The organism is Exiguobacterium sp. s43 (assembly GCF_018617255.1).
Lineage (GTDB): Bacteria > Bacillota > Bacilli > Exiguobacteriales > Exiguobacteriaceae > Exiguobacterium > Exiguobacterium profundum.
The window spans coordinates 697,481-723,522 of record NZ_JACSJT010000001.1; the positions used below are offsets into that span (position 1 = coordinate 697,481).

26 protein-coding genes are annotated in these 26,042 nt (G+C 46.3%); 13 read left to right on the forward strand and 13 right to left on the reverse strand.

All coding sequences use genetic code 11. The features are described 5' to 3' along the window. Positions 1-157: 157 nt before the first annotated feature. Positions 158-511, forward strand: a complete 354-nt coding sequence (locus KNO79_RS15755) for a 4'-phosphopantetheinyl transferase family protein (protein ID WP_483299123.1) — start codon at positions 158-160, stop codon at positions 509-511. Positions 512-756: 245 nt separating this feature from the next. Here the strand turns inward: KNO79_RS15755 and KNO79_RS03625 are convergent, their stop codons facing one another. The 6 genes from KNO79_RS03625 to KNO79_RS03650 all read right to left on the reverse strand — a co-directional run bounded on the left by KNO79_RS03625 (position 757) and on the right by KNO79_RS03650 (position 5,894). After that, the gene (locus KNO79_RS03625; RefSeq protein ID WP_214690660.1) at positions 757-2,310 is read right to left on the reverse strand and encodes a hypothetical protein; all 1,554 of its coding nucleotides are present in this window, start codon (positions 2,308-2,310) and stop codon (positions 757-759) included. Then, positions 2,303-3,016: an ABC transporter ATP-binding protein gene (locus tag KNO79_RS03630; protein WP_214690661.1), complete on the reverse strand. Its 714-nt coding sequence runs from the start codon at positions 3,014-3,016 to the stop codon at positions 2,303-2,305. Before KNO79_RS03630 ends, KNO79_RS03625 begins: the two co-directional genes overlap by 8 nt. A gap of 19 nt (positions 3,017-3,035) precedes the next feature. Continuing rightward, positions 3,036-3,803 carry an ABC transporter permease gene (locus tag KNO79_RS03635; RefSeq protein ID WP_214690662.1) on the reverse strand — a complete coding sequence of 256 codons (768 nt, stop codon included), beginning with the start codon at positions 3,801-3,803 and terminating at the stop codon, positions 3,036-3,038. Continuing rightward, positions 3,800-4,702 (reverse strand): ABC transporter ATP-binding protein, encoded by a 903-nt coding sequence (locus tag KNO79_RS03640; protein WP_214690663.1) that lies wholly within the window; start codon positions 4,700-4,702, stop codon positions 3,800-3,802. Before KNO79_RS03640 ends, KNO79_RS03635 begins: the two co-directional genes overlap by 4 nt. After that, positions 4,686-4,871: a PLDc N-terminal domain-containing protein gene (locus KNO79_RS03645; protein ID WP_251125304.1), complete on the reverse strand. Its 186-nt coding sequence runs from the start codon at positions 4,869-4,871 to the stop codon at positions 4,686-4,688. Before KNO79_RS03645 ends, KNO79_RS03640 begins: the two co-directional genes overlap by 17 nt. 135 nt (positions 4,872-5,006) lie before the next feature. Continuing rightward, positions 5,007-5,894 carry an IS30 family transposase gene (locus KNO79_RS03650; RefSeq protein WP_214690665.1) on the reverse strand — a complete coding sequence of 296 codons (888 nt, stop codon included), beginning with the start codon at positions 5,892-5,894 and terminating at the stop codon, positions 5,007-5,009. Between the two features lie 323 nt (positions 5,895-6,217). On the opposite strand from KNO79_RS03650, the gene KNO79_RS03655 reads away from it, so the two are divergent. Continuing rightward, the gene (locus KNO79_RS03655) at positions 6,218-6,712 is read left to right on the forward strand and encodes a phosphopantetheine-binding protein (protein WP_214690666.1); all 495 of its coding nucleotides are present in this window, start codon (positions 6,218-6,220) and stop codon (positions 6,710-6,712) included. Next, positions 6,702-7,220: a helix-turn-helix domain-containing protein gene (locus KNO79_RS03660; RefSeq protein WP_214690667.1), complete on the forward strand. Its 519-nt coding sequence runs from the start codon at positions 6,702-6,704 to the stop codon at positions 7,218-7,220. Before KNO79_RS03655 ends, KNO79_RS03660 begins: the two co-directional genes overlap by 11 nt. Positions 7,221-7,363: 143 nt before the next feature. On the opposite strand, the gene istB is transcribed toward KNO79_RS03660, so the two are convergent. Beyond that, a complete protein-coding gene (gene istB, locus KNO79_RS03665; protein ID WP_214691260.1) occupies positions 7,364-8,068 on the reverse strand; it encodes an IS21-like element helper ATPase IstB in 705 nt (234 codons plus the stop codon). A 22-nt stretch (positions 8,069-8,090) separates the two neighbouring features. On the opposite strand from istB, the gene KNO79_RS15700 reads away from it, so the two are divergent. After that, positions 8,091-8,381, forward strand: a complete 291-nt coding sequence (locus KNO79_RS15700) for an HNH endonuclease (protein ID WP_214690668.1) — start codon at positions 8,091-8,093, stop codon at positions 8,379-8,381. A 110-nt stretch (positions 8,382-8,491) separates the two neighbouring features. Here KNO79_RS15700 and KNO79_RS03675 read toward each other — a convergent pair whose 3' ends face one another. After that, positions 8,492-8,827, reverse strand: coding sequence for a hypothetical protein (locus KNO79_RS03675; protein WP_214690669.1), 336 nt, complete (start codon positions 8,825-8,827; stop codon positions 8,492-8,494). An 826-nt stretch (positions 8,828-9,653) separates the two neighbouring features. On the opposite strand from KNO79_RS03675, the gene KNO79_RS03680 reads away from it, so the two are divergent. Beyond that, positions 9,654-9,989, forward strand: a complete 336-nt coding sequence (locus KNO79_RS03680; protein ID WP_214690670.1) for a hypothetical protein — start codon at positions 9,654-9,656, stop codon at positions 9,987-9,989. A gap of 24 nt (positions 9,990-10,013) precedes the next feature. Here KNO79_RS03680 and KNO79_RS03685 read toward each other — a convergent pair whose 3' ends face one another. Beyond that, positions 10,014-11,033: a DUF418 domain-containing protein gene (locus KNO79_RS03685; protein ID WP_214690671.1), complete on the reverse strand. Its 1,020-nt coding sequence runs from the start codon at positions 11,031-11,033 to the stop codon at positions 10,014-10,016. A gap of 151 nt (positions 11,034-11,184) precedes the next feature. On the opposite strand from KNO79_RS03685, the gene KNO79_RS03690 reads away from it, so the two are divergent. Beyond that, complete coding sequence (locus tag KNO79_RS03690; protein WP_214690672.1) at positions 11,185-11,649, forward strand: GNAT family N-acetyltransferase; 465 nt, start codon at positions 11,185-11,187, stop codon at positions 11,647-11,649. Positions 11,650-11,834: 185 nt separating this feature from the next. On the opposite strand, the gene KNO79_RS03695 is transcribed toward KNO79_RS03690, so the two are convergent. After that, positions 11,835-12,335 carry a hypothetical protein gene (locus KNO79_RS03695; protein WP_214690673.1) on the reverse strand — a complete coding sequence of 167 codons (501 nt, stop codon included), beginning with the start codon at positions 12,333-12,335 and terminating at the stop codon, positions 11,835-11,837. Between the two features lie 82 nt (positions 12,336-12,417). Then, a complete protein-coding gene (locus tag KNO79_RS03700; RefSeq protein ID WP_159562615.1) occupies positions 12,418-12,606 on the reverse strand; it encodes a hypothetical protein in 189 nt (62 codons plus the stop codon). A gap of 135 nt (positions 12,607-12,741) precedes the next feature. Between KNO79_RS03700 and KNO79_RS03705 the strand changes: the two genes are divergently transcribed. The 4 genes from KNO79_RS03705 (at position 12,742) to KNO79_RS03720 (ending at position 18,027) form a co-directional block, all read left to right on the forward strand. Then, on the forward strand, positions 12,742-14,154 hold the full coding sequence (locus KNO79_RS03705) for an NAD-dependent epimerase/dehydratase family protein (protein WP_214690674.1): 1,413 nt from the start codon (positions 12,742-12,744) through the stop codon (positions 14,152-14,154). A gap of 94 nt (positions 14,155-14,248) precedes the next feature. Continuing rightward, positions 14,249-15,220 carry a DUF2268 domain-containing putative Zn-dependent protease gene (locus tag KNO79_RS03710; RefSeq protein ID WP_214690675.1) on the forward strand — a complete coding sequence of 324 codons (972 nt, stop codon included), beginning with the start codon at positions 14,249-14,251 and terminating at the stop codon, positions 15,218-15,220. Positions 15,221-15,248: 28 nt separating this feature from the next. Further along, a complete protein-coding gene (locus KNO79_RS03715) occupies positions 15,249-16,343 on the forward strand; it encodes a hypothetical protein (protein WP_251125254.1) in 1,095 nt (364 codons plus the stop codon). Between the two features lie 127 nt (positions 16,344-16,470). Beyond that, complete coding sequence (locus KNO79_RS03720; RefSeq protein WP_251125253.1) at positions 16,471-18,027, forward strand: SulP family inorganic anion transporter; 1,557 nt, start codon at positions 16,471-16,473, stop codon at positions 18,025-18,027. Here the strand turns inward: KNO79_RS03720 and KNO79_RS03725 are convergent. Together KNO79_RS03725 and KNO79_RS03730 are read right to left on the reverse strand one after the other, a co-directional pair. Beyond that, entirely contained in the window at positions 18,024-18,353 is a 330-nt protein-coding gene (locus KNO79_RS03725) for a YolD-like family protein (RefSeq protein WP_012726878.1), read from the reverse strand. The two genes, KNO79_RS03720 and KNO79_RS03725, sit on opposite strands and share 4 nt — an antisense overlap. Next, a complete protein-coding gene (locus KNO79_RS03730; protein ID WP_214690677.1) occupies positions 18,350-19,645 on the reverse strand; it encodes a Y-family DNA polymerase in 1,296 nt (431 codons plus the stop codon). Before KNO79_RS03730 ends, KNO79_RS03725 begins: the two co-directional genes overlap by 4 nt. Positions 19,646-19,897: 252 nt before the next feature. Between KNO79_RS03730 and secA2 the strand changes: the two genes are divergently transcribed. The 3 genes from secA2 (at position 19,898) to KNO79_RS03745 (ending at position 25,954) form a co-directional block, all read left to right on the forward strand. Continuing rightward, positions 19,898-22,264 carry an accessory Sec system translocase SecA2 gene (gene secA2 / locus KNO79_RS03735; protein WP_214690678.1) on the forward strand — a complete coding sequence of 789 codons (2,367 nt, stop codon included), beginning with the start codon at positions 19,898-19,900 and terminating at the stop codon, positions 22,262-22,264. Next, positions 22,264-23,067, forward strand: coding sequence for an SLAP domain-containing protein (locus KNO79_RS03740; RefSeq protein WP_074036331.1), 804 nt, complete (start codon positions 22,264-22,266; stop codon positions 23,065-23,067). Before secA2 ends, KNO79_RS03740 begins: the two co-directional genes overlap by 1 nt. Positions 23,068-23,200: 133 nt before the next feature. Continuing rightward, complete coding sequence (locus tag KNO79_RS03745; RefSeq protein ID WP_214690679.1) at positions 23,201-25,954, forward strand: bifunctional 2',3'-cyclic-nucleotide 2'-phosphodiesterase/3'-nucleotidase; 2,754 nt, start codon at positions 23,201-23,203, stop codon at positions 25,952-25,954. Positions 25,955-26,042: the final 88 nt, after the last annotated feature.

Here is a 26,042-nt window from a genome sequence, read left to right on the forward strand (position 1 = left end):
CGTCGACAGAAATAACTACTTCATTAAATAATGAATGATATTAATTAAATTAAGGAGAAAAACTAGTGATACAAATATACAGTTTTTATATTGATGACTTTGTAACGCTTTCAATTAGTGATTATTTAACTACACTAATTAGCAAAGAATAAATAAAATAAAAAATTTAAGGAAATCTGAGGATAAGATAAGAAGCCTGTACAGTGAGTTGTTGATAAGATACGCGTTAAAAGAAAAATTTAATTTAGCGGTTGAGGATATCAAAATTATAAAGAATCGTTTCTCGAAACCGTTACTATTAGGGTACGAGAATATTCATTTTGATCTCAGTCATTGTGGGCACTGGATCGTATGTGCAGTGAGTGACTCGCCCATAGGCATAGATATTGAAAAAATAGAGTCAGGAGATAATCGTTTCATAGAGGAGGTTCTACATTATAAAGAAATCGAATATCTAACACGCTTTGAAGGTAATGAAAAAACACCAAGTATTATACACTTTGGTGTTTAAAAGAAGCATATGGGAAGTACATGGGTGTAGGATTAAATTATGAGTATCAGAAAAACTCATTCGAAGAATCACTTCAAGGATGGGTTTTAAAATCGCAGTAAAGTGATACAAGTGAGTCGCTGTATTTCCAAATAAATCGACTACCTGGTGATTATCTTATAGCAGTGTGTACCCCATATAGTAATTTGGTGTCTATTAAACAAGTTGACCATCGGGAAATTATCGACTTTACTCTTTAGGTGATGTTAGTTAAGAACGAGAGTTTGTTCTTTCATAGACTTAATCAACAAGAATATTAAAATGAGGTTAAATAGAGCAAGCATCGGGAGTGCCAAATTGAACCCTAGAATACTCAGTACAGTATTTAATGAAATATACATCGTGCTGATGACAGCGGTAAAGATAGTAGATTTACCTTGTTTAATGATCTCCATCTCACTAGACCAATTGTAATTGGGAAACTTAAGGTTTATGAAGAAACCGATCAGACTAATTAAAAACAAACTAGATACCGTAAAAACAATGAAGAAAAGGCTGTCCGCGATGGAAGTACTAAAATGAAGCATATAGACTAGAATGGCACAGATTACGCCTGGTATAAACAACATGAGATTTAATGCGATTTTAGCCATCGATAAATCTTTTAGGGTCAGCGGGGAAGTGAGCGTAATCCAGATGCTTTTTCCTTCGAAAGATAAACTAGATGAAGTCGTCGTGGTCAATAGAATGCAGATGGTCGTAAAGATGATAAATATATACTTACTACTGATCGTGATGAACGAAAATTCAAAAGTGTATGTGTAAAGAAGCGGTACCAAGTTGGATAGGTAGACTAAACTACCAATTAGTAATATCACGGGAGTTAAGATGGTGTTACTTACATAGGTAATCGATGATAGATACAGTTGCACTTCTTTGAGAAACAACTGTTTGAAAATGTTGTTTTGAATGAGTGGTGTTCCTTGATTGATTTTTCTTTTACGTGTCTCCTGGAAAAGGCTTTCTACAGCTGCATACTTGTATTTAATGATCCAAAGAGAAAGGATGGTTAATTCTCCTGTTAGGACAGTCATGACAAGTAGTCGCAACATATCATTTTCGATGTTCCATAGACCTGTCAGTCCAAATAGATTGAGAGGTGAAGATATATAAAAGATGGATTTGTATTGAAGTGAGTCAGAATTAAGAAGCGCAAAAACGATTGGAATTAAGAAAATTGAAACTGTCAATAAAGCTTCAGCAACGTTATTTTGTAATTTGATGATGCTTAATATCCATTTACTCAAAATCGAAACGAGTAAAGTGGATGAAAGGATCAGAAGAGGTGTCGTGATGAGTAATACGATCGAGCTGAAAACAAAGGAAGGAATGTTTGGAACGATTAACAAGTATGAACATACCGCAGCAAGGAGTGCTACCGCGATTAACGAGGTGTAGATGAAAAATAGTTTAATCAAGTGAAACAATTGGAGTTGCCATAGGGGTAAGGGAAGACTGAAGATGAAATCCCGATCGTTTGAGAAGACGATTTTTTTTACGCCGCTCAGTATCGTCCAGATCCCGAACACCCAGAATAGAAGTGAAGAGAGAACAGGTAGAAGAATGTCTACCTGATCGTTCGAGGAAAGATCGAAGGCGATATACAGCACATAGGAGATCGCCATGAAGAGAGCCGCGCAGTATCCAGCAATCGTCAGAGTTGCATGATTACGATCGGACTTACTATTTGCTTTATTCAATCGAGATATTTGAAGATCGTTTAGGATAACGAATTTTTGTAATGAAAGAAGCTTATTCATGTGTAGTAATCCTTCTAAATGTCTCGTTCAAACTTCCGTTCACCAATAAGTTGATCATCGTATCATTCACAACTACTTTTCCTTCGTGAATCATTACAACTTTGTTACAAATTTTTTCAGCGACTTCTAAAACATGAGTGGAATATAAAACAATGGCACCTTCTGAAGCACGTTTTTTCATCTCTTCTTGTAAAAAATAAGTGGCATTAGGATCTAAACCGACGAACGGTTCATCTAGGATGATCAATTTTGGGTTGTGCATCAATACGGAAATGAGGACTAATCGCTGCTTCATTCCATGCGAATAGGTGGAGACTAGATCATGGATTGCATCACCAAAATGAAGTTTCTTTAATAAAATCGTTAGTTGATGATTTATCGTGTCGCTATCCACGTTGTAGATACTACCTATGAGTTCCAAATACGAGTATCCTGTCATATTTCCATATAATGCGGGTGTGTCAGGTGAATAACCGATTTGTTGTTTAAACGCTTGAGGATCACTCTTAATACTGATGTCATTTAACTCAATTTCACCTTGATCAAAATTATGAATCCCGACAATCGATTTAATTGAGGTTGTTTTCCCAGCACCATTCATTCCGATGAAAGCACAAATATCGCCTTCCATGAGTTCTAAATTTAAATTCTTGATTCCCTTCTCGGATCCCCCATAAATTTTCGTGAGATTTTGAATCGTCAACATATGAAATCCCTCCTTGTTGTTAAGAATGTTTCAATTTTCTATTTGAGATTACTAAATTAATGGATATGAATAATAGGCAGGAGAGGATACTTAAATGATTCGCATTTGATACGGTCATAAGTTGTGATTCTGCTAAGTTTAAGACCGAACCCGGTGATAACAGAAATATGGAATGATTTAAGCCTTTTAGTAACACGCAAACGATTGATAGGATGATCGTAAATACAGCTACGATTATCGGATTTTTAATGAAACTACTTAATAAAATGGTAAGACTGATGACGAAAAGGATCCAGATGCTGTAGTACAGGAGAAAACCTAAAAAACCTAAAAATGAGAGGGCACCGAACAGATAGATTGTGTAGTAATAAGAAGTGAGAGCACCGACCAGGATGCAAAACATACTAATCAACCAGTGACTTGTCATTTTTGACAGGATGTAAGAAGGAACGGTGACAGGTCTTGTTAAAATGAAGTCCTGCATTCCATTGTTCCGATCAGTCGCAATCATTCCCATGAAACTGATGATGAGTATGATGAGACCGATTTGGTTAAATTGCCCCGAAATCGTAGAGATGAAGATTTCGCTAGAAGACGGAATCGGGCGATTTGGATCAAGTGTAATACCATCTGCACCACCCACGTTTTTTAGAATGACGTCCATATATTTATTGAGGAGGGGTTGAGTCATTCCTAAAATAATAAAGACGATGGATAACCAGATGATCTTAAAGTCTTTAATAGCTTCAATTAATTCGGTTCGGAATAAAATGTAATAGTTGTTCATGTCTCTGAAACCATCTCTAGAAAAATATCTTCTATACCCTTCTCATAATATTCAATCGAGGTAATATCCAAATCATTCGCTTGGATTTTAGTCAGCAGTGTTTTTAAGTCTAAGTCATGTGAGCCGGTGAATATAAAAGATCTGGAAGAGGTATATTCAATATGCTCAATCGTGTCATCGTTTTTCTCAAAAGAAATGATTTTTTCTTCGGTGTAAGCTCTGTTAGTTCTGATAAGTACTTGCTTTCGATTGAGTGCAGCATAGTCTTCGTCAATATTCCCGACGATTTCACCGTTCTTGATCACGATATATCGATCACAAAACTCACTCGCATCATCTAATATATGTGTCGAAATAATAATTGTTGTTCGTTTCTTTAGCTTTCCGATTAATTTCTTTACTTCATTTCGGCCGATAGGATCTAATGCAGAAACTGGTTCATCTAAGATAAGTAACTGTGGCTCATGTAAAATTGCTTGTGCGATGCCAAGTCGTTGTTTCATTCCTCCTGAAAGTTGCTCAACTCTCAGCTTTTGTTTTCCCTGCAACCCTACTTCCGCAAGAACGAGAGGGATTTTATGGAGTAAGTCACTCTTTTTTAATCCAGACAGCCTTCCAAAAAACATTAATGATTCTTCACAAGTCATCCAGGGCTTAAAATCTGTATGCTGTGACAAATAGCCGATGTATTTTTTATGGCTTAGGATTGGATCAGAATAAAAACGAATATCGCCTTTGTCATAATTAAGGATTCCGGTCATGCATTTGATTAAAGTTGTTTTCCCTGCTCCGTTAGGTCCTAATAATCCTATACATTCTCCTTGAGAAATCGAAAAGTTAACGTCGGTTAAAATAGGGCGACTATTGATTGTCTTGTAAAGGTTACTGACCGTAATCATGACGATGAATCCTCCTTCCGATTACTAAAAATAAGATTGGCCCCAATAATTGAATCAGTAAGATGACAACTAACCAGACATAAGGAACTGCTATCTGATCTTTTCGTTTAAACCAATCTACGAGGGTAATGATGATGAGTAGTAGATTAAAGAAAAGAATAGGCAACATGAAGGGAAGAATTTGATTCCAGTCGATCTCCAAAAGTGCATTAAAGTCTGTGTTCAACTTAATCACTCCTTTCTATTTCCATTATCAATAATGGAAATTAATAAGTCAACGCTTTTGTTAAGACGGTTTGTCAAATTAAGCGCAACACTTCCTCGGTCGCCCGTTGGTCTTGGCGAGCGCGTCCGCGAGTTGGCCGTCACCGACCTGCGCGAAGTCCGTTCCTTTCGGGAAGAACTCGCGGAGGAGACCGTTGGCGTTCTCGTTGCTCCCTCGTTGCCAGGACGCGTACGGGTCGGCGAAATAGAGTGGCACGCCGAGCGACATCTGGATACGCTCGTGACAGCTGAACTCTTTGCCCCGGTCCGTCGTCGCCGTCCTGAACGCGGCCACGGGGAAGGCGCCGTGCACTGCCTGGATTGCCATCTCCATCGAGGAGGCGCTACGGTCCGTCATCGGGAGGGCGATGTAGAACCGGCTCTTCCGCTCGACGAACGTCGCGACGCATGCCTTCGACTTCCCACGTCCGGAGACCACGGTGTCGAGCTCCCGGTGACCGAATGTCTTGCGTGCACGCACCTCTCTCGGGCGCTTGGCGATGGACAATCCGACATTGAATCGCCCCCGCGTCTCGACCGGCTTTTGACGCTTGCCCTTCTGGCGGAGAACGGATGTCGGCACGTCAATCCGTCCCGAGTAGATCCAGTGATAGATGGTCGAGAAGGCGATTTCCCCGTCGAAGAAACGACCGGCGATCTGTTCCGGCGACCAGGTCGCCCACAGCTTCTCGGTGATCGTCCGGCGAGTCGCCTCGTCGAGCTTCGTCTTGGCGCCGCAGTTTGACTTCTTCTTCACGTAGCGCTGCTGGGCACGTCCGGATTCATAGCCGGGGTTCCGTCTGACCTCCCGCGAGACGGTCGAGGGATGACGCCCGAGCCGTCTCGCGATGGACCGGATGGACATCCCGAGCTCCAGATAGGTCTCTATTTTCACGCGTTCCGTTGTGGTAAGATGGGTGTAGCTCATGAGATTTCCTCCGTCTGAATGTGTGTTGTGGTGACTTCATTCTACACGAGGAAAGCGTCATGGGCTTTTTTGTGTTCACTTTTGGGTGTTGCACTTAATTTTATAATTCATCTCATAAAAAAACGAAAGAGACCTTTATATTCCATGAAACGTTAGGATACTTATACCTTACAGGTGACATTGGTCAGTTTGTTTCGCCACATCATATCAAATTCATCGGGAGGCAAGATTCGAGGGCAAAAGTAAATGGTTATAGAGTTAGCCTGAACCACATCGCGAATCAATTTCAGAAAGTGTTCGCCTTTAAAACAAAAGTTCTTTTGATGAAACAAGAGGATAGCAAGGATAAAATCGTATTAGTATATGAAAAGGATGTTCCGTTAGACAATACAGAAATTAAAAATCATTTAAGTGCAAGTCTAGCACTGTATGAACTGCCTAACGTTATATTCAACATTTCTGAATTTCCTCTGACGAGTAATGGAAAAATCGATTCAAAAAAATTATTGGACTTAGCAGCTGAACGACATGGATTTATGACAGATACAAGTGATTCGGATCATTTAACAGGACTTTCGAGTGACTTTAGAACGATGTTGATTGACGTACTGTCATTAAATAAGATTAGCGAAAAAGATTCATTGTTTGATTTAGGTGTTGACTCTATCCAGTTGGTAAAGATAAAAAATTGGATTGAAGAGAATGAAGGTATAGTATTGAGTTTAGTAGATATTTATACTTTAGATGAAGTTGAGAAAATTGAAGAGAAAATTTACGGTAAATTATTAGCAAAGGATGCTAAACAACATGGATTTTAATTTATTCAAAAATCAGGTGAGATTTAAAATTGCTTTAGAATTGATTGACATTGAACAAGGTTTATCGATAAGACAATTAAATGAACTATTAAAAGATGTTCCACAGTCTACTTTATATCGACAAGTGAATTTTATGATGAACGACAACTTGCTTAAGGTAGTGGGATTTCAAAAAGTAGGCAAAGTAGAAGAGAAGTTTTATGCCTTGAATACTGAAGGATATAAAATCAATGAAGAAGATTGGAACTCAGCTACTTATAGTGAGAAAATTGATTTTGTCTCGTTTTACTTCATGTACATCTTACAAAATTATAAAAATTACTATGAGAAAAGTAAGACCGAAGACCAGCAAGATCAATCCACTTTTTCTTTAGTAAAGCTGAATTTATCAGATGAATCTTTCAAGGATTTCCAAGGAGAACTAAGTACTCTTTTGGAGAAGTATTATAATGCCTCGGATGAAGATGACGATAAAGACCGGACGATTTCTGTCGTAATTATCCCTTAGAGAGGGTTTACAATACTCAATGTCTATTTAGCTGAGTTGAAGTATTGTTATCCTCTACAGTTGTTAATATCAAATGAACAATGCTTTTGTGACCGTCAAGAAGAAAAGTCATTTTACGATGATTTAAGCACAACACTTTTCGATCATTCTGTATGTTCTGTAAAAATAGTAGAGCGATAGCGCATCCGGTAGCTTTCCTCGTCCATTTGAATGATTTCTGCACGATGTAAGAGCCGATCAAGAATAGCTGTGACGATTCCTTGCTCACCAATCAATTCGCCCCAGCTTTCTGGTCGCTTATTCGACGTTAGAATGATTGAGCTTTTTTCATAAAGCTCATTGATAAGTTGAAAAAGAAGATTGGTCTCACGTTGCTTCAATGCCATGTACATCATGTCATCCAGAATGACAAGTTCCGACTCGACGAGTCGTTTGTAACGGACTTCGGAACGACGGATGACATTCCGGGTTTTTAGAAGGTGAAGAGCTTCCCCCATCGCAACGAAGCTGACTTTCTTCCCAATCTTTATGGCGTCAAGTCCTAGACCGATGGCGAGGTGGGTCTTGCCGGTCCCAGGGGGACCCAAAAGAATCAAATTATGATGGCTTTTAAGCCAGTTCAACTCTCTCAGTTGCTTGAACTGGCGTACACCAATCGAGCGTAGATGTTCAAGCTCAAACTCATCCAGGTGACGTTCTACAGGGAAGTTCGCCCATCTCGTCAGCCGATCCTGTAGTTTCTGCTCGCGTCGCTTTTGTTCGTAATGAAACACTTCATGCAGAAATTCATGGTACGTCCATCGTTCTTCCTCTGCTGTCCGCCAATCGCTTGAGGAGTTTAAACAAATTTTATTAAGTCAGGGGCACTCAATGTGCTTCTATTGCCTAAAGCCTGTAAAACAAATTCACGTGGATCATTTCATTCCTTGGTCTTATATGCAAAATGATGTCTTATGGAATTTTGTGCTGTCATGCCCGACATGTAATACGAGTAAAAATAATCGATTAGCGAATATCGATTATCTTTACAATTTGGTAGAACGAAATCATGAACTGCGTACGGCAGAACACATGTCTACATACAAAGAATCGAAACTCATTCATTTGTATCACTATGCCGTTCAAAATGGCTATGAAAACAATTGGACTCCGAAGGCATGAAAAGAGTCGAACCTAATTAAACAGGTTCGACTTTTGTTTTAGTATTCACTATAGTTGAACAGCATAGACATCAGCACATCACTTTTAACTTTCACTTGAATATTTGTATGTTAGTTTCTAATACTCAGTTCTTTAGTTCTTAAAATTGTTATGATACTCATCGAGCTAATCCCGACCCCAAGCAATGCTATAATCGCTGTAAACATACCGTTTGGAATCATAAAACCAATAGGCAACATTCCTAAAAAAGATATAGCGATTACTCCCTGGTATGCAATGTTTAGATATGAAATAATTGGATTTGAAAAGAACGACATGATGAGTGGTGGAATAAATAATACGACAACAATTCCTAGCGACATAAATAATGTCATTTGTATCTCCGGTGTCAGTTCACCCAATCGATTGATTTGTAAAGTAATAATAAATAGAGTTAACCCCATCATCAATAGTACCCATAAGATTTTTTTTGATCATTTAAAGTCCCCCTTCGATTTTTAATTTTAACATTTAAACCCATTATATCCAAAATTAATCTTTATAAGTGCACAAATGCTTCATTACCATAATCCATGGAGAAAAAGAAATAAGTAATGCGTAGGTGAATAAACAGTGTCAAATAATTTAGAAACTTTAATTGTGTCAGGCCGGTTTAAAGAAGTATAAGACATCTATCAAACTACTGATTTTGAAACATTTAAAAATGATTTATTAACTTTGGCGTATGATAATGAAAATCTGTCGAATTACTCCGTACTCGTCTATCTGTTATTGGACACAGAGGACGATAAATTACATGACTTAGCTTTTCAAGTCCTATCACAGCCCCTTTGCCACATTGAAGGGGCTTATACCTCTTCCTTATACCATGCTCAAAGAGCCGTGGATTTGACTGATGCTGCAGATGTGAAGCGCTTAGAGAACCTGTTATTTCTGAACATCGTCCCAGAAAAGATTGTAAGTGATGAACAAGCAAAGTCCATCGCGGAAAAAATTCTTGTTCTAGATCCAACAAATGAAGTTGCTAAAGACACTTTATATTAAACCTAGAAAATCATTTGTTCGCGTAGACCAATGGTTTTCTTTAGTTCGTGTCACTGAATAAGGGAATAACCAACTAGTCTCATCTAATCCACTTAAGCCATTAATTGTATGAAAGATAATCTGCACACCATTTTCATTTCTACGTTTCTCGACTGAATAAATCAAAAGGATATCCTCCTAATTTTGAATACGTATGCAGAATCTAACCTTAAACCTGGGGGCGAATGAATGAAAAGGATTTGTGATTGTGAAAATTTGAAAAGAATCACTATAGAGGCGGATGTGGGGGCGGACCCGATATGGTGTGCGACCTGTCGATACAATATAGAATTGAATGAGTTTACGATTTCTGACCAATTGAAGCGTGATTTCTATGAATGGGTTAGTCGATTCGGAGAATGGATTGACTGGGACACGGATGCACTTGCTAAAGGATGGGAAATCAAGGTGGAGCAACATAATCGTGAAGGAGACTTACTTTCGAAGCGTTTACAAGGAGAGCTTGGTGAAGCATATGAAATTGAATTCACTCCTGCAAACACAATTGAGGAAGGACACTTTTGACAGCTGTCCTTCCTCAACATTACATTATTTTGACGATAGGATACCTTGTCCGAAGCGAGAGTATGTCCCAAGCCGCCATACCTTTTCCATCGGTCCGTATGTGAAACGGCGAAGCCATACCATACTGAATACGATCAATACGGCGTTGCTGACGATTGCCCATAGTCCTGTTTCAATCGTTGTGAACGTCTGTCCGAATGTAGCAACAGTCACCATAAGTGCAGTTTGAAGCAAGTAATTCGTCAACGCCATACGACCAAACGCTTGAAGTGGGGCGAACCAGGAACGTGTCGTCCGTAGTTGACTCATATTGACAAGGATGGTGATATAGAACGCCGCTAAAAAGGGAGCTGACCAATTCGAATAGTCGAGCATACGGATATATGCTTGAATTTCTTCATTAGTCGGGGTGTAGCCGACATTGAAATACGATAAGCTTGGTAAATTCGTATATTGTAGCCAGACAAATCCGGCGGATAAAATACCGGTAACGACCAGTCCGACCTGCCAACGTACCCGGTGCGTATGGACGTGACGAAACACCTCATACTGCCCCGCTGCAAGCCCGAGCAAGATGAGAGCAAGCGGCATTAACAGTTTCGTGCCGGTATAAGCGAGTACAGTTAGTCCGATCAGACCTAGAATCAAATTAACTGACCGAGGAAGACGGTATGCGAACAGGAGGAGCAGCCCGCTCACGGCATAAATCGTTAGCGCCTCCCCCGGCTGAAATTGCATATGAATCAAGCCGAAGCCGAGTAAGAGGAGCAATCGTTTCGTAAATAAAACGTATGCGCGATCTCCACGCTCTATTGCTCGGTGAATAAAGAGATAGAACCCGACGCCAAACAAAAATGAGAAGATCATAAAGAACTTCCCGTCGATGAAGATGTGAAGGGCGTATATATAGTAATGTTCCATGACGGTGTTTGGGTCGCTCGGACGTAATAAACTGAGAATGTTCATAAAAACAATCCCGAATAAGGCGAAGCCTCGTAGTGTATCGAGGACATTGATTCGTTCATGTGATGGTGTGGCTTTCATATAGATGTCTCCTTTCAATTTCCTCTTCCGAGTATGAAGGGAGCACCTTACATATAATCTGCGGCAACCTTACAAAATCCTGAACTTCACTAGAAACAGTGATTCCAAAAATTGTATGTTACACTAAGGGAAAACGATTAGGGGTAAACAGATGACCATTCATTTTGTCAGGATGACGGGACCAGAAATCGCGAATTATGTGACTTGGTTGATTGACGATTATGCAAAAGATGTCGCGCGCAACTATCAACTTCCGATGGTGTTGGCGCAAGAGGAATCGACTCAATTGATTCGGGATCTCTTCCCAGACAATCAACCCGGTGAAGGACAGACGATTGTTCATGTGATGAACGGAGACACTCGTGTCGGAATTTTGTGGTATGCGTTTCAAGCTGAATCAAAACGCGTTTTCATATATCACATTTTGATTGAAGAGACGTACCGTGGGCAAGGGTATGCGACAGCGGTGTTTGAGAAACTTGAAAGAGTTGCCTCAGAAGAACTTGGCGCAACATCCATTGGACTAAGTGTATTCGGTACGAATCCAGACGCACAGCGATTATATAAACGACTCGGATTCCAAGAAGCGTCCATCGCCATGAACAAACAGTTATGAGAGGAGTCGACATGAAACGTTACTTGAAGTGGCTTTTGGCGGGATTGGTGTTCACTCATCTTGAAGCGAGCCGAGATTCGTGTTGACTATACCGCTAAAAACGGAGAACTTCTTGATGATGGTACTGGTTTAGATTTATCGTTTTAAAAAAGAATCCCACTCTCCAATCGGAAAGTGGGATTTGTTCAGTCAAACACTCGACTGATCCAGCGTTTGAAAAAGGGTTGGCCTGATTGTGTCACGCTATGATTGTCGAGCTCCACCTCTTCGATCGTCTCATTCGGAGACCTCAATTGAATCGTCATCTCGTCACCAAGCCCGGTCGTGACACCACTCTCAAATTGAAGATTTCTTGTCACATAAGCATTTGCGTATAGAAGTCCACCTTTTTCTTCCACTTGTACCTCCTGAATCGTATAGTGGAATTGCTCGACCCAATCCCGCTGACCGAGGAGGAGCCGGACGACGTCATCTTCGTGTGACAGTTTCGTTCGCTCGATATTCTCAAGAGGAGTATGCGCTTCAATCGCCTCTCGCTGCGCTTCTAAGATATCTTTGAAGTGATGTGTCGCAGCTTCTGTCGTCCATGCAGCGGAACCTGTCTTCGACTCGGTCGCATAATGGAAAAGAGCAAATCCAATCAAGGCGAATAACGCCACAACACCTACTCGTTTGAACTGTTTCATTGTCGAGCTCCTTCCATATCAATTCAAGATTGAAGACGTTAAAAGGTTGTCAATGGACCTCGCGATTACTCGAGAATGTGACTTATTGACCGGTGATTTGATCCAACCAATTCGCGACCAAGTCCGCACTGCCATCTTGGAACATAAATATGGATACCCCGACCATCACAAGTCCGACTAAAATCAGTCCACCTTGTTTCGCGCTACTTGCAATCCCTCGCACGATGAGGATTACTCCCAATCCAAGCAAAAGAAAGTACCAAAATCCCATGAATATCCCTCCTTTTTCTAATTATTCTCATTTTAGTATGAATCGGTCGAGCAGGCTCTACATACTTAGACTGATTTATCTTTTAAAAAAGAAGGGTACATTACCTCTATGCGAATAATTAGGGGAGTGACCATTATGCGAAAAACGATTGTCATTGCGGGGGCGAGCGGCTATATCGGCTCGAACGTGATGGAGCAGCTGAAGGAAGAGTATGACATCATCGCGTTATCGCGAGCGACGAAGAATAAAGAAGATGAGGCCCATATCACGTGGCGTGCCTGTGATTTGTTTTCATATGAGGCAACAAAAGAAGCATGTGAGGGCGCGGATTACGCGATGTTCCTCGTGCACTCGATGATTCCGGATGGCGGCTTGACGCAGGCGACGTTCGAGGACATGGACGCGCTCATTGCCGATAACTTCGCCCGGGCGACGAAGGCGAACGACATTGAGCAGATCGTCTATTTGAGTGGGATCATCCCGAAACAAGAGAAGACGTTGTCGCGTCACTTGAAGAGTCGACTTGAGGTCGAACGCATTCTCGGTGGTCAGGGCGTGCCGGTGACGACGATACGGGCAGGACTCATCATTGGTCCGGAAGGTTCGTCGTTCCCGATTTTAGCGAAGCTCGTCAAGCGTTTGCCGACGATGATTTTGCCACGCTGGACGAAGACGGAAACACACCCGATCGACATCCGGGAAGCCGTTCAGGCGCTCATCTCGGTCGTTGGTGCCGAGTCGCTTTATGACCGTCATATCGACATCGGGGGTCCTGAGGTGATGACGTATCGGAAGATGATCGAGCAGACGGCCGAAGTCATGGATAAGCGTCGCGTCTTGATCGACTTCCCGTTCCCGACAATCAAACTATCGCGCCTGTGGGTCATGGCGGTCACGGGTGAACCGAAGGCGACCGTCTATCCGCTCGTCGAGAGCATGGGGCACGCGATGGTCGCAGAAGACACGGTCGAAGGTATCGCTCAGGGAGAGATTTCGTTCAAACAGGCGGTCGAACATGCGCTTGAGGAAGAAGAGAAGCAGTCCTCGGGCGGTAAGAAGAAAAAGCAACCGAAATCGTATACCGTCCGTTCGATTCAGCGGTTCGGTCTGCCGGAAGAAAAGTCGGCGCTTTGGATGGCGGACACGTACTTCGAGTGGCTCGGTCGTTTTATGTATCCGCTCATTCAGACGACAAAAGAAGACGATGATTGGGAGATTGCGCTTCTCGATCCATCGTTCGTCGCGCTTCATCTATCGCTTGAACAAGAAGCGACGGACGATATGGCATCCTTTGCGATTGACGGGGGCAAGTTCGTCAAGTTAAGTGAAGAGGATCAGACAGGGCGTCTCGAGTTCCGACGATTACCGGAGTCGGATGAAGGACTCGTCGCCATCCATGAGTTCGTACCGGCACTTCCGTGGTGGTTCTATACGAAGACGCAGGCGAAAGCCCATCTCGTCGTCATGTGGCTGTTCGGTCGTCATGTGAAGTTGCTGGCGAAAGACGCGGAAGATGGCGATCAAGTCGTAGAGGCTCCGACGAATTGAAGGGAGGCGCATCGAAAGGTGCGTCTTTTTTATTCTATTTTTTGGAAATACGGTACAATCAATGTAACCTTACACAGAAAGGAAAGATATACATGTGAAAAAGCAACGACTCTTCATTCTATTCATAATAATCTTCATCACAAGCGGCTGTTCGCCCTCTGAAGTTTCGGACCCTTCGGATACTGAGTCAGCATGGCGTATCGTCAAAACAGACACGAATCAAACGTTCACGTTCGTCCCCTTGTACGAGAGCTATGCCAATTACTTAAACGAAAGTGACGAGGCATCTTCTCGACAAGGTGATCAAGCGAAGCTCGAGGAAACCGTCGTTCAAGATATGAAAGATGCAGCGGACGAACTGGACGTAGCACTTCCGTTTGCGTATGCACGTCCATTCTTTGCGCCGACACCGTATAAAAAGGCTTTATCGGAACGGATTGATCAACTCAAGGCACGAGAGACTGAGATTCAACGAACGATCGAACAAGCGGCACGCGATTCAGCGAAACAGTTAGCGGGAGAGGATAAGGTGGTTTTCATTGCCCCTCTGTTGACGGATTTCGATAATGCGGTTGAATCGATGGGCGGGGTGACCGCATTTGCGTTAGAAAAAGATGTCATCGTGATTCTCGTTCGCGAAGACGTGGATTTGGAAATGCTTGCTTTTGTAATGGCGCACGAGTATCACCATACAGTCCTCGCTGAAGATCCGGAAGTGCGCTCGACGTCTCTATTGGATTACATCGTTGGGGAGGGGAAGGCGGATACATTTGCAAAATCGCTTTATCCGGATGTGAGACCGGTTTGGATGGATGAGTTAGATCCTACGACCAGAGAGCAATTGATGGACCAAATCGCGACCGGTCAAGTGGATTATGCTCAACTGACGAACGGGGATGAAACCCTAGGCGTTCCCAGATGGAGCGGTTATCAAATCGGGGGAGAGATTGTGAATGGCTATTTACATGAACATCCTGATTTAGAAGTCGAGGCGTGGACGAATCTACCTTCCGAGGAAATGGTGAAGTCTTCACTCTACGCCGAGTCATTCGAATTAGGCGATTGAATTGAGATATGGAGGATTGAATGAATCGATGACACAGCAAATGAATAATAATGAAAAACGGCTCAAATTGTTTAGGCATGCCGAGGTCGCCGAACCGAGATTTCTTGGTGAGGGTGCTTGGCATGAGGCGTGGAAAGTCGTAAAAGATGGTTGCGAACGGGTTCTTCGGATTCCGAAAGAAGTGGCGTATGGAAAGCGAGTGGCGTTCGATTCTAATGCCTTGACGGCAGAGTACGCAGCTACGAAGCTATATTATCAGTCCGTCAACCAAGCCGTTCCTGGAGCGGTGCCTGATTTTTACGAATTCTACGTATCTCCTGATTTCACGTATACATTAGAGTCGTTCGGAGGCGATTCACTTTCGTTACATACAATGACGATAGAGCAAGCTGCCCATATCGGAGTCCAAGTAGGGGAAATCTATCGGAAAACGGATCAAATTGAACACGGTGTCGAAGGACTCGGATATTTGATTTGGACGGAAGAAGAGAAGCTGCATGGTAGCTTGAGCGGGGATCTACATACGTTTGTCCGAGAAGAAAGTGATGAACAGTTGGCAGATTACAAAGTGTTGTGTGAAGCATATCCTGAAATTCAAGACGATGTAGTAGCGCAAATGCTTCATGCGGCGACAGAATTGCGGAACAAACAGGTTTCTGTCCCAAGTCTCGTTAACCAAGATGCGTCTCCAGAAAATATTTTAGTGAAAGGAAATCGTGTCTGTTTAATCGACCCGTATCCAATCGTCTATGCACCGCGAGGTATGGCAGGGAACTTCATGAATTTATATGAGAACTACTTTCTCGCATTGTCACAAACGGAGCGCTACCGAAAGCATCGGTTTGATACGTGTGAAGAACAATTGAAAGCCATAGCAACAGGTTTTCTCGAAGGTTATTGTGACGGAGACGAGTCCATCATTCGTGAAGTTCGAGGGGAACAACTGCTCCAATTACTCGAGACGGTGTATCTCCATCATCAGTTGTTAAGCCAAGAAGAATTGATGCGAGAAGATATCATTCGTTATGGAGATAAGTTGGCCATCACCACTCGGTTATTCGAATTGAACGATTCGCTCAAACAGCTTGCTAGGACATGTTTGACTGAACGATGGTCTCTTTAACCAATTATAGACGTGATGCTTCTTGTTTTGTACATTCTGTTAACGTTTTTCTCAACCCGTTTACAAGCCCTCTTTCCAGGCGTACACTGAACTCGTTTTTGAACTGATTGGAAAGAAGGAATGTATGATGCAAGACTCACTCTCCACACGTGAGATGTGGCAAAAGGACATCTCGGCCGGAATCACGGTCGGTGTCGTCGCCATACCGCTCGCCATGGCATTCGCCATCGCCTCAGGCGTCCCACCGGTATATGGGCTCTACACGTCCATCTTCGCGGGAATCCTCGTCAGCATGTTCGGAGGTTCGACGTTCCAAATTGCCGGACCGACGGGAGCGTTCATCCCGATTGTCTCGGGTGTCGTCCTCGCGTACGGATATGAGGGGTTGCTCGTCACGACCGTTCTTGCGGGGATCTTACTGCTCCTCATGAGTGTGCTTCGGGTCGGACGGCTCATCCGCTTCATGCCTCGTGCCGTCACCATCGGCTTCACGGCAGGGATTGCCGTCGTCATCTTCGTCGACCAGCTCGATGAGTTGTTCGGGGTCACGTTTGAGAAGGCGCCACATTTTCATGAGAATCTGCTTCGTCTCGGTCAGGCGTTGCCCGAAGCGTCCATGTGGCCGATTGTCATTGCCGGGATCGGCTTCTTGACGCTTTGGCTCGTGCCGAAGCTGCCGTTTCGTTTACCGCTCTTACTCATGGCGATGCTTGTCCCGACGTTCGTCAGTCTCCTCATCCCGGGTGAGGTCGCGACCATCGGGAGTGCCTACGGCGGTATCCCAAGCGGACTGCCGACATTCAACTGGCTCGCGATTGACGTCGACTTGATCACCACGCTCCTTCCGTCTGCGTTCGCCATCGCCTTCCTCGGTGCGCTCGAGTCACTTCTTTCGGGAACGGTCGCCGATGGGATGGCGGGGACGAAGATGAAGCCAGACAAGGAACTGTTCGGGCAAGGGCTTGCGAACGTGATCACACCGTTCTTCGGTGGGATCCCATCGACAGGTGCCATCGCCCGGACGGCGACAAACATTCAGGCGGGAGCGGTCAGCCGACGTGCCGGTGTCATCCACGGGATCACGGTCCTCGTTGCGGTGCTCGTCCTCGCCCCGTTTGCGAGTTATGTGCCACTCGCCGCACTCGCTCCGATCTTGATGCGGGTCGCCTGGAACATGTCCGAACGCCATCACGTGATGGCGATGTTGCGTCATCGTTCATCCGAGTCGCTCGTCCTTCTTGTCACATTACTATTGACGGTATTCGTCGACTTGGTCGTCGCCGTCGAGGTCGGCGTCATCTGTGCGCTCGCGCTATTTGCGAAACGAATGGCCGATACGATTGATGTACGCGAACGGACAGAACGGTACGTCACGCGGGACGGCCAAATCGTCTTCAGTGTCGAAGGTCCGCTCTTCTTCGGTGCAGTCGAGTTGTTCGAGCACGTCCTCCACCACATCCATCGGGAACCGAACGTGTTCATCTTCAACTTTCACCGCTGTCCGGTCATCGACGTGACCGCGGTCGAAGAGTTGCGGCGTGTCATCACCGAGCTGAAAGCAGCCGACCGGCATGTCATCTTCGCGCACTTGTCGCCATCGGTCCGCGCGACGCTTGCTCACTATGGGCTACTCGACGGGATTGAAACGTTCGAGACGACCCAGGAAGCGATCGAGGCATCTTAACGAACGGACAAGATGTCGCCGAACGGGACGCGGCGCACTTTGCCGTCGAACAGCTCGACCTCGCGCTCGGCGTAATAGATGGCATGGACGTAGCCGCGCATGCTTGTCGTCAAGCCGTCCACGAACAGGGTCACTTCGACTTGGTCGCCTTCACGGATGGCCCGTTCGAGCTCGGTCTGCCAGAGGTAGAGGAGTTGTTCGTCCAAGTCGGGCAGTTCGATCTTTTGGATTTGGGCATAATAACGTTTCAGTAGGGCGACGTGCTCGGGCATGAGAAATGGGATCCATTTCAACTCACCCCGGTCACGATAGCGGGTCTTGCTCATGAGTAATCGCCTCCTTGTTTATGTCCGCCGATTAGACGTTGGCGCGTCCGGAGCGGACTGTCTTTTAGTAGGCTCGACGCCGGTCGGATCGTGCCACGACCGAACCGGACGTTCAGGCCGTCGATCAAATCGAGGAAGTCGAGCCGTTTCGCTTTCGCCCATTCGTCTTCGAAGAACGATAACTGGACGTGATCGCTCCGTGGCTCGAGCTTGCCGAGAGCGACCGAGACGTAACGGACGGCCTCCGTCTCTTCCCAGCCGTCTAAAAATAGCTGCAATAAGATCGGGAGAAACTCTTGCTCGTCCGCTGTGAAGCGGGGGAGCTTCTTTTGTTTACTGAAGCCACCCCGGTCGCTCGTCCGCGTATAGCGCACCCCGAGATGGATCGTCCCTCCGACGAGTCCCGCTTGCCTGGTTCGCATGCCGACTTCGACCGCGATCGCTTGTAAGACGAGCCGGATTGCGGAATACGTCGTGTAGTCTTTCATGAGGGTGATGCCGTGTCCGATCGACTTCGGTCGCATCCGTTTCGCACCGAACAAGGAGCTCGCCGGCAGGATGGTCGGCGACTCGTCGATGCCCCAAGCGTGATGCCAAAGTTCTGCACCGATGACACCGAACTTTTCATGAAGGGATTCGAGCGGGTAGCGGGCCAAGTCCCCAATCGTCCAGATGCCGAGCCGCTGCAGGTGGACCGCCATCTTCGTCCCGACGCCCCACATCTTCTCGATCGGCGCCGGGTGGATGAGCCGTTCGACGTCATGGAGGAGACATGTGGCGACACCTTTCTTTTTCGCATGCAAATCGAGGACGAGCTTGGCGAGGACGTTGTTCGGTCCGATGCCGATGGTGACGGGAATGCCTGTATAGCGAAAGATCGTCGCACGCATGAGGTGGGCGACGTGCTCGTCATTTCCGAACAGCCGCTCCGTCCCGCTCATGTCGACGAGCGTCTCATCAATCGAATAGACGCGAATCGCCTCGGGCGGGGCGAACTGATGCAGGATGTGGATGATTTGAATGGAGACGTTCAAATAATGACTCATCCGCGCCTCGGCATACAAAACGTCTCGTCGTTCGTGCCACGGGAGGCGGTCGATGTGGAAGCGACGTGACCCGGTCTTGATTCCGAGCTGCTTCATTTTCGGGGTCGCCGCGAGGACGAGTGCCCCGCTGTCCTGGAGGTTCGAGAGGACGACGAGCTTTGTCTTGTAAGGATTTTTGTTGCGCGCGGCGCACTCGCAACTGGCATAGAACGAGACGCTGTCGATACAAAAGATTCGTCTGCGCATCGTCACCACTCCTTTTTACGAACAAATGTTCTGTTTTTTTCATCGTAACACGGTCTCACGTCATCTCAAATAGTGAATTGAAAATATTTTTACAAATACTTTTTGAAAATTAACCAAAATTTATAGGTTTTCACGTGTCAAAAAACCAACTTTTAGGAAGTTTTCGTAAAAAAGTCTCCGAATTGGTTCGATTTTCGTTATAATAGACGGGTATGTAAGTGATGAATTGATAGAAAGATGGAGGCTATTAGTGTGATCCAATTTGTAAAACAGTTAACGAATGATCAAAGCCGGCGTTTGAAAGCGTACGAACGACGGGTCGCGCGTATTAATGAATTAGAGACAACGATGAAAGCCCTCTCGGATGACGAGATGCGTACATATACGGAGACGCTCAAAGCACGTCTCTTGGATGGAAAAAAAGTGGACGACATCGCGGAAGAAGGGTTCGCTCTCGTCCGCGAAGCGTCAGTCCGTGTGCTCGGAATGCGTCACTATGACGTCCAGCTCATCGGTGGGTTCGCCCTCCTCGAAGGGAACATCTCGGAGATGCCGACGGGGGAAGGGAAGACGCTCGTCGCCGCTTTGCCGAGTTACGTCAAGGCGCTCGAAGGAAAAGGCGTCCACGTCATCACGGTCAACGATTATTTGGCGAGACGTGACGCGGAACAAATCGGGAAGATCCATGACTTCCTCGGGTTGACGGTCGGTTTGAACGTACCAGACATCGAAGCGGACGAGAAGCGTTCCGCATATCAGGCAGATATCACGTATGGGGTCGGGACAGAGTTCGGGTTTGACTACTTGCGTGACAACCTTGTCCATAAGCCGGAAGAACGGGTCCAACGTCCTTTCCATTTCGCCATCGTCGATGAAGTCGACAGCATCTTGATCGATGAGGCGAAGACGCCGCTCATCATCGCGCAGAAGGACCGGTCACATATCCGGTTGAAACAGTTGGCACAACAGATCATTTCTGAGTTCGAGGAGACCGACTACGAGGTCGACCTCGAGTCGAAATCTGCGACGTTCACGGAAGCAGGGATCGTCAAGATTGAAGAGCTGTTCGCCATCGATAACCTGTTCAGCGCCTCACACCAGGTGCTCTATCACTATCTCGTCCAGGCGCTCCGTGCGAACGTCTTGTTTGAGCTTGACGTCGACTATATCGTCCGAGAAGACAAGATTGAACTCATCGACTTGTTCACGGGACGCATCATGGAAGGACGAAGCCTGTCGGAAGGGTTGCATCAGGCGCTCGAGGCGAAAGAAGGCGTCACCATCACCGAAGAGAACAAGACGACGGCGGAAATTACGATTCAGCACTATTTCCGCATGTACCCGCTCGTCGGTGGGATGACGGGGACGGCTCAGACGTCACGTCAAGAGTTCTTGAAGACGTACAACATGGACGTCGTCCAAGTGCCGACGAACCGCGAACGTCAGCGTGTCGACCATCCGGACCGCATCTTCATGACGACCGAGCAAAAGTATGCGGCGGTCACTGAGAAAGTGGCAGAACTACATGCGACGGGACGTCCGGTCTTGATCGGGACGACCTCGATCGCACAATCGGAAGCCATCAGCAAGCATTTGAAGAAGAAGCGGATCGAGCATGACGTGTTGAACGCGAAGACGGTCGCTCAGGAAGCGGATATCATCGCGGACGCCGGTCAATTCGGCAAAGTGACGATTGCGACGAACATGGCCGGACGTGGAACGGACATCACGCTCGATGCAAAAGCGAAGGAAGCGGGCGGTCTCTTCGTCATCGGGACGGAGCGGCATGAGTCAAAACGTGTCGACAACCAGCTCCGCGGTCGTTCGGGACGTCAAGGCGACCCGGGTGCGACCGAGTTCTTCGTCTCGCTCGAAGATGAGATCGTGAAACGTTATGCGGCTCAGAAGTTAGAACGCGTGGAGAAGAAGTTGAAGCCGAGTGCGACAGGTGAGGTCTCAACGAAAGATGCGATCGAGATCATCGAATATGCGCAGACGACGATCGAAGGACTCGGCGTCTCGATTCGGGACTACTTGTTCAAACTCGATGACGTCTTGAACGAGCAACGGAATATCATCTATACGATTCGTAACCAGGCCGTCAACGCCGATGCGGATGCCATCACGAAAAACGTCCTCGGGATGATGCGTCTCGCCCTCGAGAATAGCATCGACATGCATGTATCGGATGAACTCGTACCTGAGGAATGGCCGATCGATGAGTTGAAAGAAGACTTGCGATACTTGACGATGCAGGAGCCGACATGGGCGAATGACATCGCCGATACACGTGAACTGAAGGATGCTTTAAACGACTGGATGGAGGCGATCATCGCTACGACGGCGTCGCGCCTCGAACAGGACGACATCGTCCTCTTCGCGAAAGAGTCGCTTCTCCGCGCCGTCGACATGAAGTGGACGGATCATTTGACGACGATGAGCGGATTGAAAGAAGGGATCGGGCTTCGCAGCTACGGTCAGGAAGACCCGAGCCGTCAGTTCGGAAAAGAAGGACTGGAAATCTTCGAACAGACGTATATCAATATCGCACGGGATGTCACGACGGAACTATGCCAACTCGACCGTTACTTCGCCGAGATGGCAGAGGAGGAAGTATAATGCTAGGATTTCGTAAACGTAAACAGATTGAGACAGGAAATAAAGAGGAAGGGCGCCAATTGACGCTCGTGATCGACGATGCGATGGGGATCCCGAAAGAGGACGAGTACGTCTTCCGTTATCATGCGAAACGACTCCCTCCACTTCTCGACAATCAACTCTCGATTGAGTTGTTGAATGCCGAATCGCTCGGGCATGATTTGTCGATCGTGGCGTTGTTCCGCAACACGCTTCCGAGCTCGTTCGAAATCAACGAATTGCCGGTCCTCTTGTTAGACGCGAATAACGTCCCGATCGGCCGGAAAGTCCTCGGACGTTCTGAATTGCCGAGCTTTGAGGCGTGGACGAGCAAACCGGTTTATTTGGACTTCTTCTTAGATGAGATGTTCGGAGAAATAGAATCCTACGACTCGCTCCGACTCGTCTTCCAAATGAACCCGATCGATCCGCTTCAGCCCGTGTCATCGGAAGAAGAAGCGAAGTTCTCGAAGGTTGCATGGCAACAGCTCATGCGGACGAACATCTCGACACCGCCAGTCGGAGAGAACGAGTTCAACTTGATGCTCGTGTCGGTGGAGAAGGAAGAGACGGACGTCACGGCGACGATTCTCCTTCGCAACGGCTACGACCGCCACTTGAACGTTGAGAAACTCCCGCTTGAACTCGTGAGTGGGGAGGACGTGGTCGGCTTCACGATGATTCGTCTCGAAGAGTCGGTCTACGGTAAACATGCGTACCCGGTATCAGTCACATTTGAAGAAATTGACGGAGATGGACCGTTTACTGTTCGTATCAAACAATAATAGGATGATAGACCTAATTTTTGTAAAGGGAATTAGGTCTATTTTTATACAAAAAATTAATAGGAGGGAAAGACAGCTGGTGTTATATTGAATATGGTTAGACAATTATCAACCAGAAAAAGGGGACAATCACATGAAAACCGCATTGAAATGGTCGATCGCGACTGCGCTCGTGTTACCAACCGTTTTGCCGCTACAGGCACCGAACGTCTTGGCAGAAGTGGACGAGGATATCGTCAAGCTCCGTTTCTTAGAGACGACAGACTTACATACGAACATCACGAACTACGACTACTTCCAAGACAAGGTCGATAACACGATCGGATTGACGAAAGTCGCGACACTCATCAATGAACATCGTACAGCCGCTGGGGAAACGAACACATTCTTGTTCGATAACGGGGATACGATTCAGGGGACACCGTTTGGCGATTACGTCCGTGAGAGCCAAGCTGGAAAAAATGAAGCGTTCGAACATCCGATGTACAAGGCGATGGCGGCATTGAACTACGATGCCGTCACACTCGGGAACCATGAATTCAACTTTGGTCTCGAATTCTTATACAACGCGATGGAGGGGTCGAAAGGGAAACTGCGTTTCGTCAACTCGAACGTCAAAGATTTAGAAGGCAACCCGATCGTCTCGAAGTTCAACGTGGATGGACAAGAGGTCCAAATCATCGAACGAACGGTCACAGACCTGGATGGAGAAACACATACGATCAAAGTCGGCGTATTCGGAGTCGTCCCTCCGAAAATCATGTCATGGGATTCGGGGAACCTTCAAGGTCGTGTGACGGCAGAGGATATCATCCCGTCCGCACGTGAAGCAGTACAAAAATTAAAAGACCAGGGAGCGGACGTCGTCGTCGCTCTCGCGCACTCAGGGATCGGTGACAGTGCAGCGCTCGCGGATGAGCAACTCGACAGCGAAGAGAACGTCGGTTACGCACTCACGAAGATTGACGGGCTCGACATGGTCATGACGGGACACCAACACGGTCGCTTCCCGGATGCGAAAGGCATGTTCGCTTCGTTCCCGAACGTCGATATGACGAAGGGGACAATCAATGGCAAACCGGTCGTCATGGCGAATAACCAAGGGAAGGACCTCGGCGTCATCGACTTTGAACTTGAACTCGTGGATGGGAAATGGCAAATCGTTGATGCGTCAGCAGCACTCGATACGGTGACGGCTGATACGGCGGTCGACCCGACGATTCAAGCGTTGATCGAAGACGACCACTTGGCGACAATCGACTATATCAACCAACCGGTCGGTGAGATTCAAGATGACATCCAAAGCTACTTCGCACTGGTCCGTGACGACGCATCGGTTCAGTTCGTGACGAACGCACAGAAGTGGTATGTCGAGAAAGAACTCGAGACGAACCCAGAACTTTCTGCTTATAAAGAGTTACCACTCTTGTCAGCAGGCGCACCGTTCAAAGCGGGTGGTCGTGAATTGACAGATGCGAGCTACTATACGAATATCCCGAAAGGGCAAATTGCTTTGAAAAACGTCGCGGACCTTTACGTGTATCCGAACACGCTCGAAGTCGTCAAAGTGACAGGAAAAGATGTCATGGATTGGCTCGAGATGTCAGCGGGTGCGTTTGACCAAATCGAAGAAGATGGCGAAAACTTACTCAACCTTCAATTCCGTAGCTACAACTTCGATATTCTCGACGGTTTGACGTATGAGATCGATGTCACGGGTCCTGCGATGTTCGATGTCGGCGGGAAGCTCGTCAATGCGAACGCGAACCGCGTGAAGAACGTCGAGTACAACGGACAACCGATCAAAATGGACCAAGAATTCTTGGTCGCGACGAATAACTATCGCGCGGGTTCTTCATCGTTCCCAGGTCTCGGTGGTGGGAAGAACATCGTCTATCGCTCAGCGTATGAGACACGTAACGTCATCTCGGACTATATTGTGTCGAGTGGCAGTAACTTAGACTACAAAGCCGACAACAACTGGAAGATTGTCGCGGATGCGAAACGTTCGGTGACATTTGAAACAGCGGATGCGGGTAAGCAGTACTTGAACCTTTACGAAGGTATCGAAGCGACGGACGCGACGCGTGAGGATGCGGCAGGTCGCCTCTTCCGGACCTATACGGCAGAGCTCGAAGTGGCGCCAACTGACTTGACGCTCGCGGTCGATGTCATCAAACCGGGTGCAAAAGTCGTGACTGGGAAGACGGCTCCATCTGCAAACGTGACATTAAAAGATGGCAAAACGGTTCTCGCGACAACGACAGCCGATGCAGAAGGCATGTACCGTTTGACGGTCAAACCGCTCAAACTCCGTCAGTCATTGACGATTGAAAGCGAATTGAATGGGAAGACGATGACGGAAACGAAAGTCGTCGGTGCAGGTTTTGTCGGAACTCCAGCTATCTCGAAACGTTTGACGTACACGAATACAACCGTGTTGACTGGAAAAACGACGGAAGGGGCTACGCTCGTCCTTAAACGAGACGGGAAAAAAGTAGACTATGCGAAAGCTGACGAGAATGGGAACTTCACATTCAAGAGAAGTACAGGATTCTTTGCAGCAAAATATGAAATCGAAGCGAAAGATGTATCAGGAAAAGTAGTCAAGACAACATCGTTCGAGTTAAAAAATGGATCAATCGTGACACCGAAGACGACGAAAGGTGTGAAGGCAGGCACACGCGCCTTGATCGGGAAAACAACACCGGGTGCGACGGTCGTCTTGAAAGACGCGAAAGGCAAGCAAGTCGCCAAAGTACAGGCGAGCTGGACAGGAACGTACACGTTCACGTTCAAAAAAGGCCTTACGAAAGGGACTTACAAAGTCATCGCAAGCGGATCGAACGGTTCTGGTGCAAAACAATCGACTCTCAACTTGAAATAAGTACGGAACGGCGTCCAATTCGGGCGTCGTTTTTTGTCGAATAAAAGTGTCTAAAATGTGAATGAAAGCCCTTACATTATCATTAACT

Excerpts from the sequence above, each read along its gene's own strand:
- KNO79_RS03625 (WP_214690660.1), bottom strand. The coding sequence starts at position 2,310 with ATGAATAAGCTTCTTTCATTACAAAAATTCGTTATCCTAAACGATCTT.
- KNO79_RS03630 (WP_214690661.1), bottom strand. The coding sequence starts at position 3,016 with ATGTTGACGATTCAAAATCTCACGAAAATTTATGGGGGATCCGAGAAG.
- KNO79_RS03635 (WP_214690662.1), bottom strand. The coding sequence starts at position 3,803 with ATGAACAACTATTACATTTTATTCCGAACCGAATTAATTGAAGCTATT.
- KNO79_RS03640 (WP_214690663.1), bottom strand. The coding sequence starts at position 4,702 with ATGATTACGGTCAGTAACCTTTACAAGACAATCAATAGTCGCCCTATT.
- KNO79_RS03645 (WP_251125304.1), bottom strand. The coding sequence starts at position 4,871 with ATGTTGCCTATTCTTTTCTTTAATCTACTACTCATCATCATTACCCTC.
- KNO79_RS03650 (WP_214690665.1), bottom strand. The coding sequence starts at position 5,894 with ATGAGCTACACCCATCTTACCACAACGGAACGCGTGAAAATAGAGACC.
- KNO79_RS03655 (WP_214690666.1), top strand. The coding sequence starts at position 6,218 with ATGAAACAAGAGGATAGCAAGGATAAAATCGTATTAGTATATGAAAAG.
- KNO79_RS03660 (WP_214690667.1), top strand. The coding sequence starts at position 6,702 with ATGGATTTTAATTTATTCAAAAATCAGGTGAGATTTAAAATTGCTTTA.
- KNO79_RS15700 (WP_214690668.1), top strand. The coding sequence starts at position 8,091 with ATGTGCTTCTATTGCCTAAAGCCTGTAAAACAAATTCACGTGGATCAT.
- KNO79_RS03675 (WP_214690669.1), bottom strand. The coding sequence starts at position 8,827 with ATGATGGGGTTAACTCTATTTATTATTACTTTACAAATCAATCGATTG.
- KNO79_RS03680 (WP_214690670.1), top strand. The coding sequence starts at position 9,654 with ATGAAAAGGATTTGTGATTGTGAAAATTTGAAAAGAATCACTATAGAG.
- KNO79_RS03685 (WP_214690671.1), bottom strand. The coding sequence starts at position 11,033 with ATGAAAGCCACACCATCACATGAACGAATCAATGTCCTCGATACACTA.
- KNO79_RS03690 (WP_214690672.1), top strand. The coding sequence starts at position 11,185 with ATGACCATTCATTTTGTCAGGATGACGGGACCAGAAATCGCGAATTAT.
- KNO79_RS03695 (WP_214690673.1), bottom strand. The coding sequence starts at position 12,335 with ATGAAACAGTTCAAACGAGTAGGTGTTGTGGCGTTATTCGCCTTGATT.
- KNO79_RS03700 (WP_159562615.1), bottom strand. The coding sequence starts at position 12,606 with ATGGGATTTTGGTACTTTCTTTTGCTTGGATTGGGAGTAATCCTCATC.
- KNO79_RS03705 (WP_214690674.1), top strand. The coding sequence starts at position 12,742 with ATGCGAAAAACGATTGTCATTGCGGGGGCGAGCGGCTATATCGGCTCG.
- KNO79_RS03715 (WP_251125254.1), top strand. The coding sequence starts at position 15,249 with ATGACACAGCAAATGAATAATAATGAAAAACGGCTCAAATTGTTTAGG.
- KNO79_RS03720 (WP_251125253.1), top strand. The coding sequence starts at position 16,471 with ATGCAAGACTCACTCTCCACACGTGAGATGTGGCAAAAGGACATCTCG.
- KNO79_RS03725 (WP_012726878.1), bottom strand. The coding sequence starts at position 18,353 with ATGAGCAAGACCCGCTATCGTGACCGGGGTGAGTTGAAATGGATCCCA.
- KNO79_RS03730 (WP_214690677.1), bottom strand. The coding sequence starts at position 19,645 with ATGCGCAGACGAATCTTTTGTATCGACAGCGTCTCGTTCTATGCCAGT.
- KNO79_RS03740 (WP_074036331.1), top strand. The coding sequence starts at position 22,264 with ATGCTAGGATTTCGTAAACGTAAACAGATTGAGACAGGAAATAAAGAG.
- KNO79_RS03745 (WP_214690679.1), top strand. The coding sequence starts at position 23,201 with ATGAAAACCGCATTGAAATGGTCGATCGCGACTGCGCTCGTGTTACCA.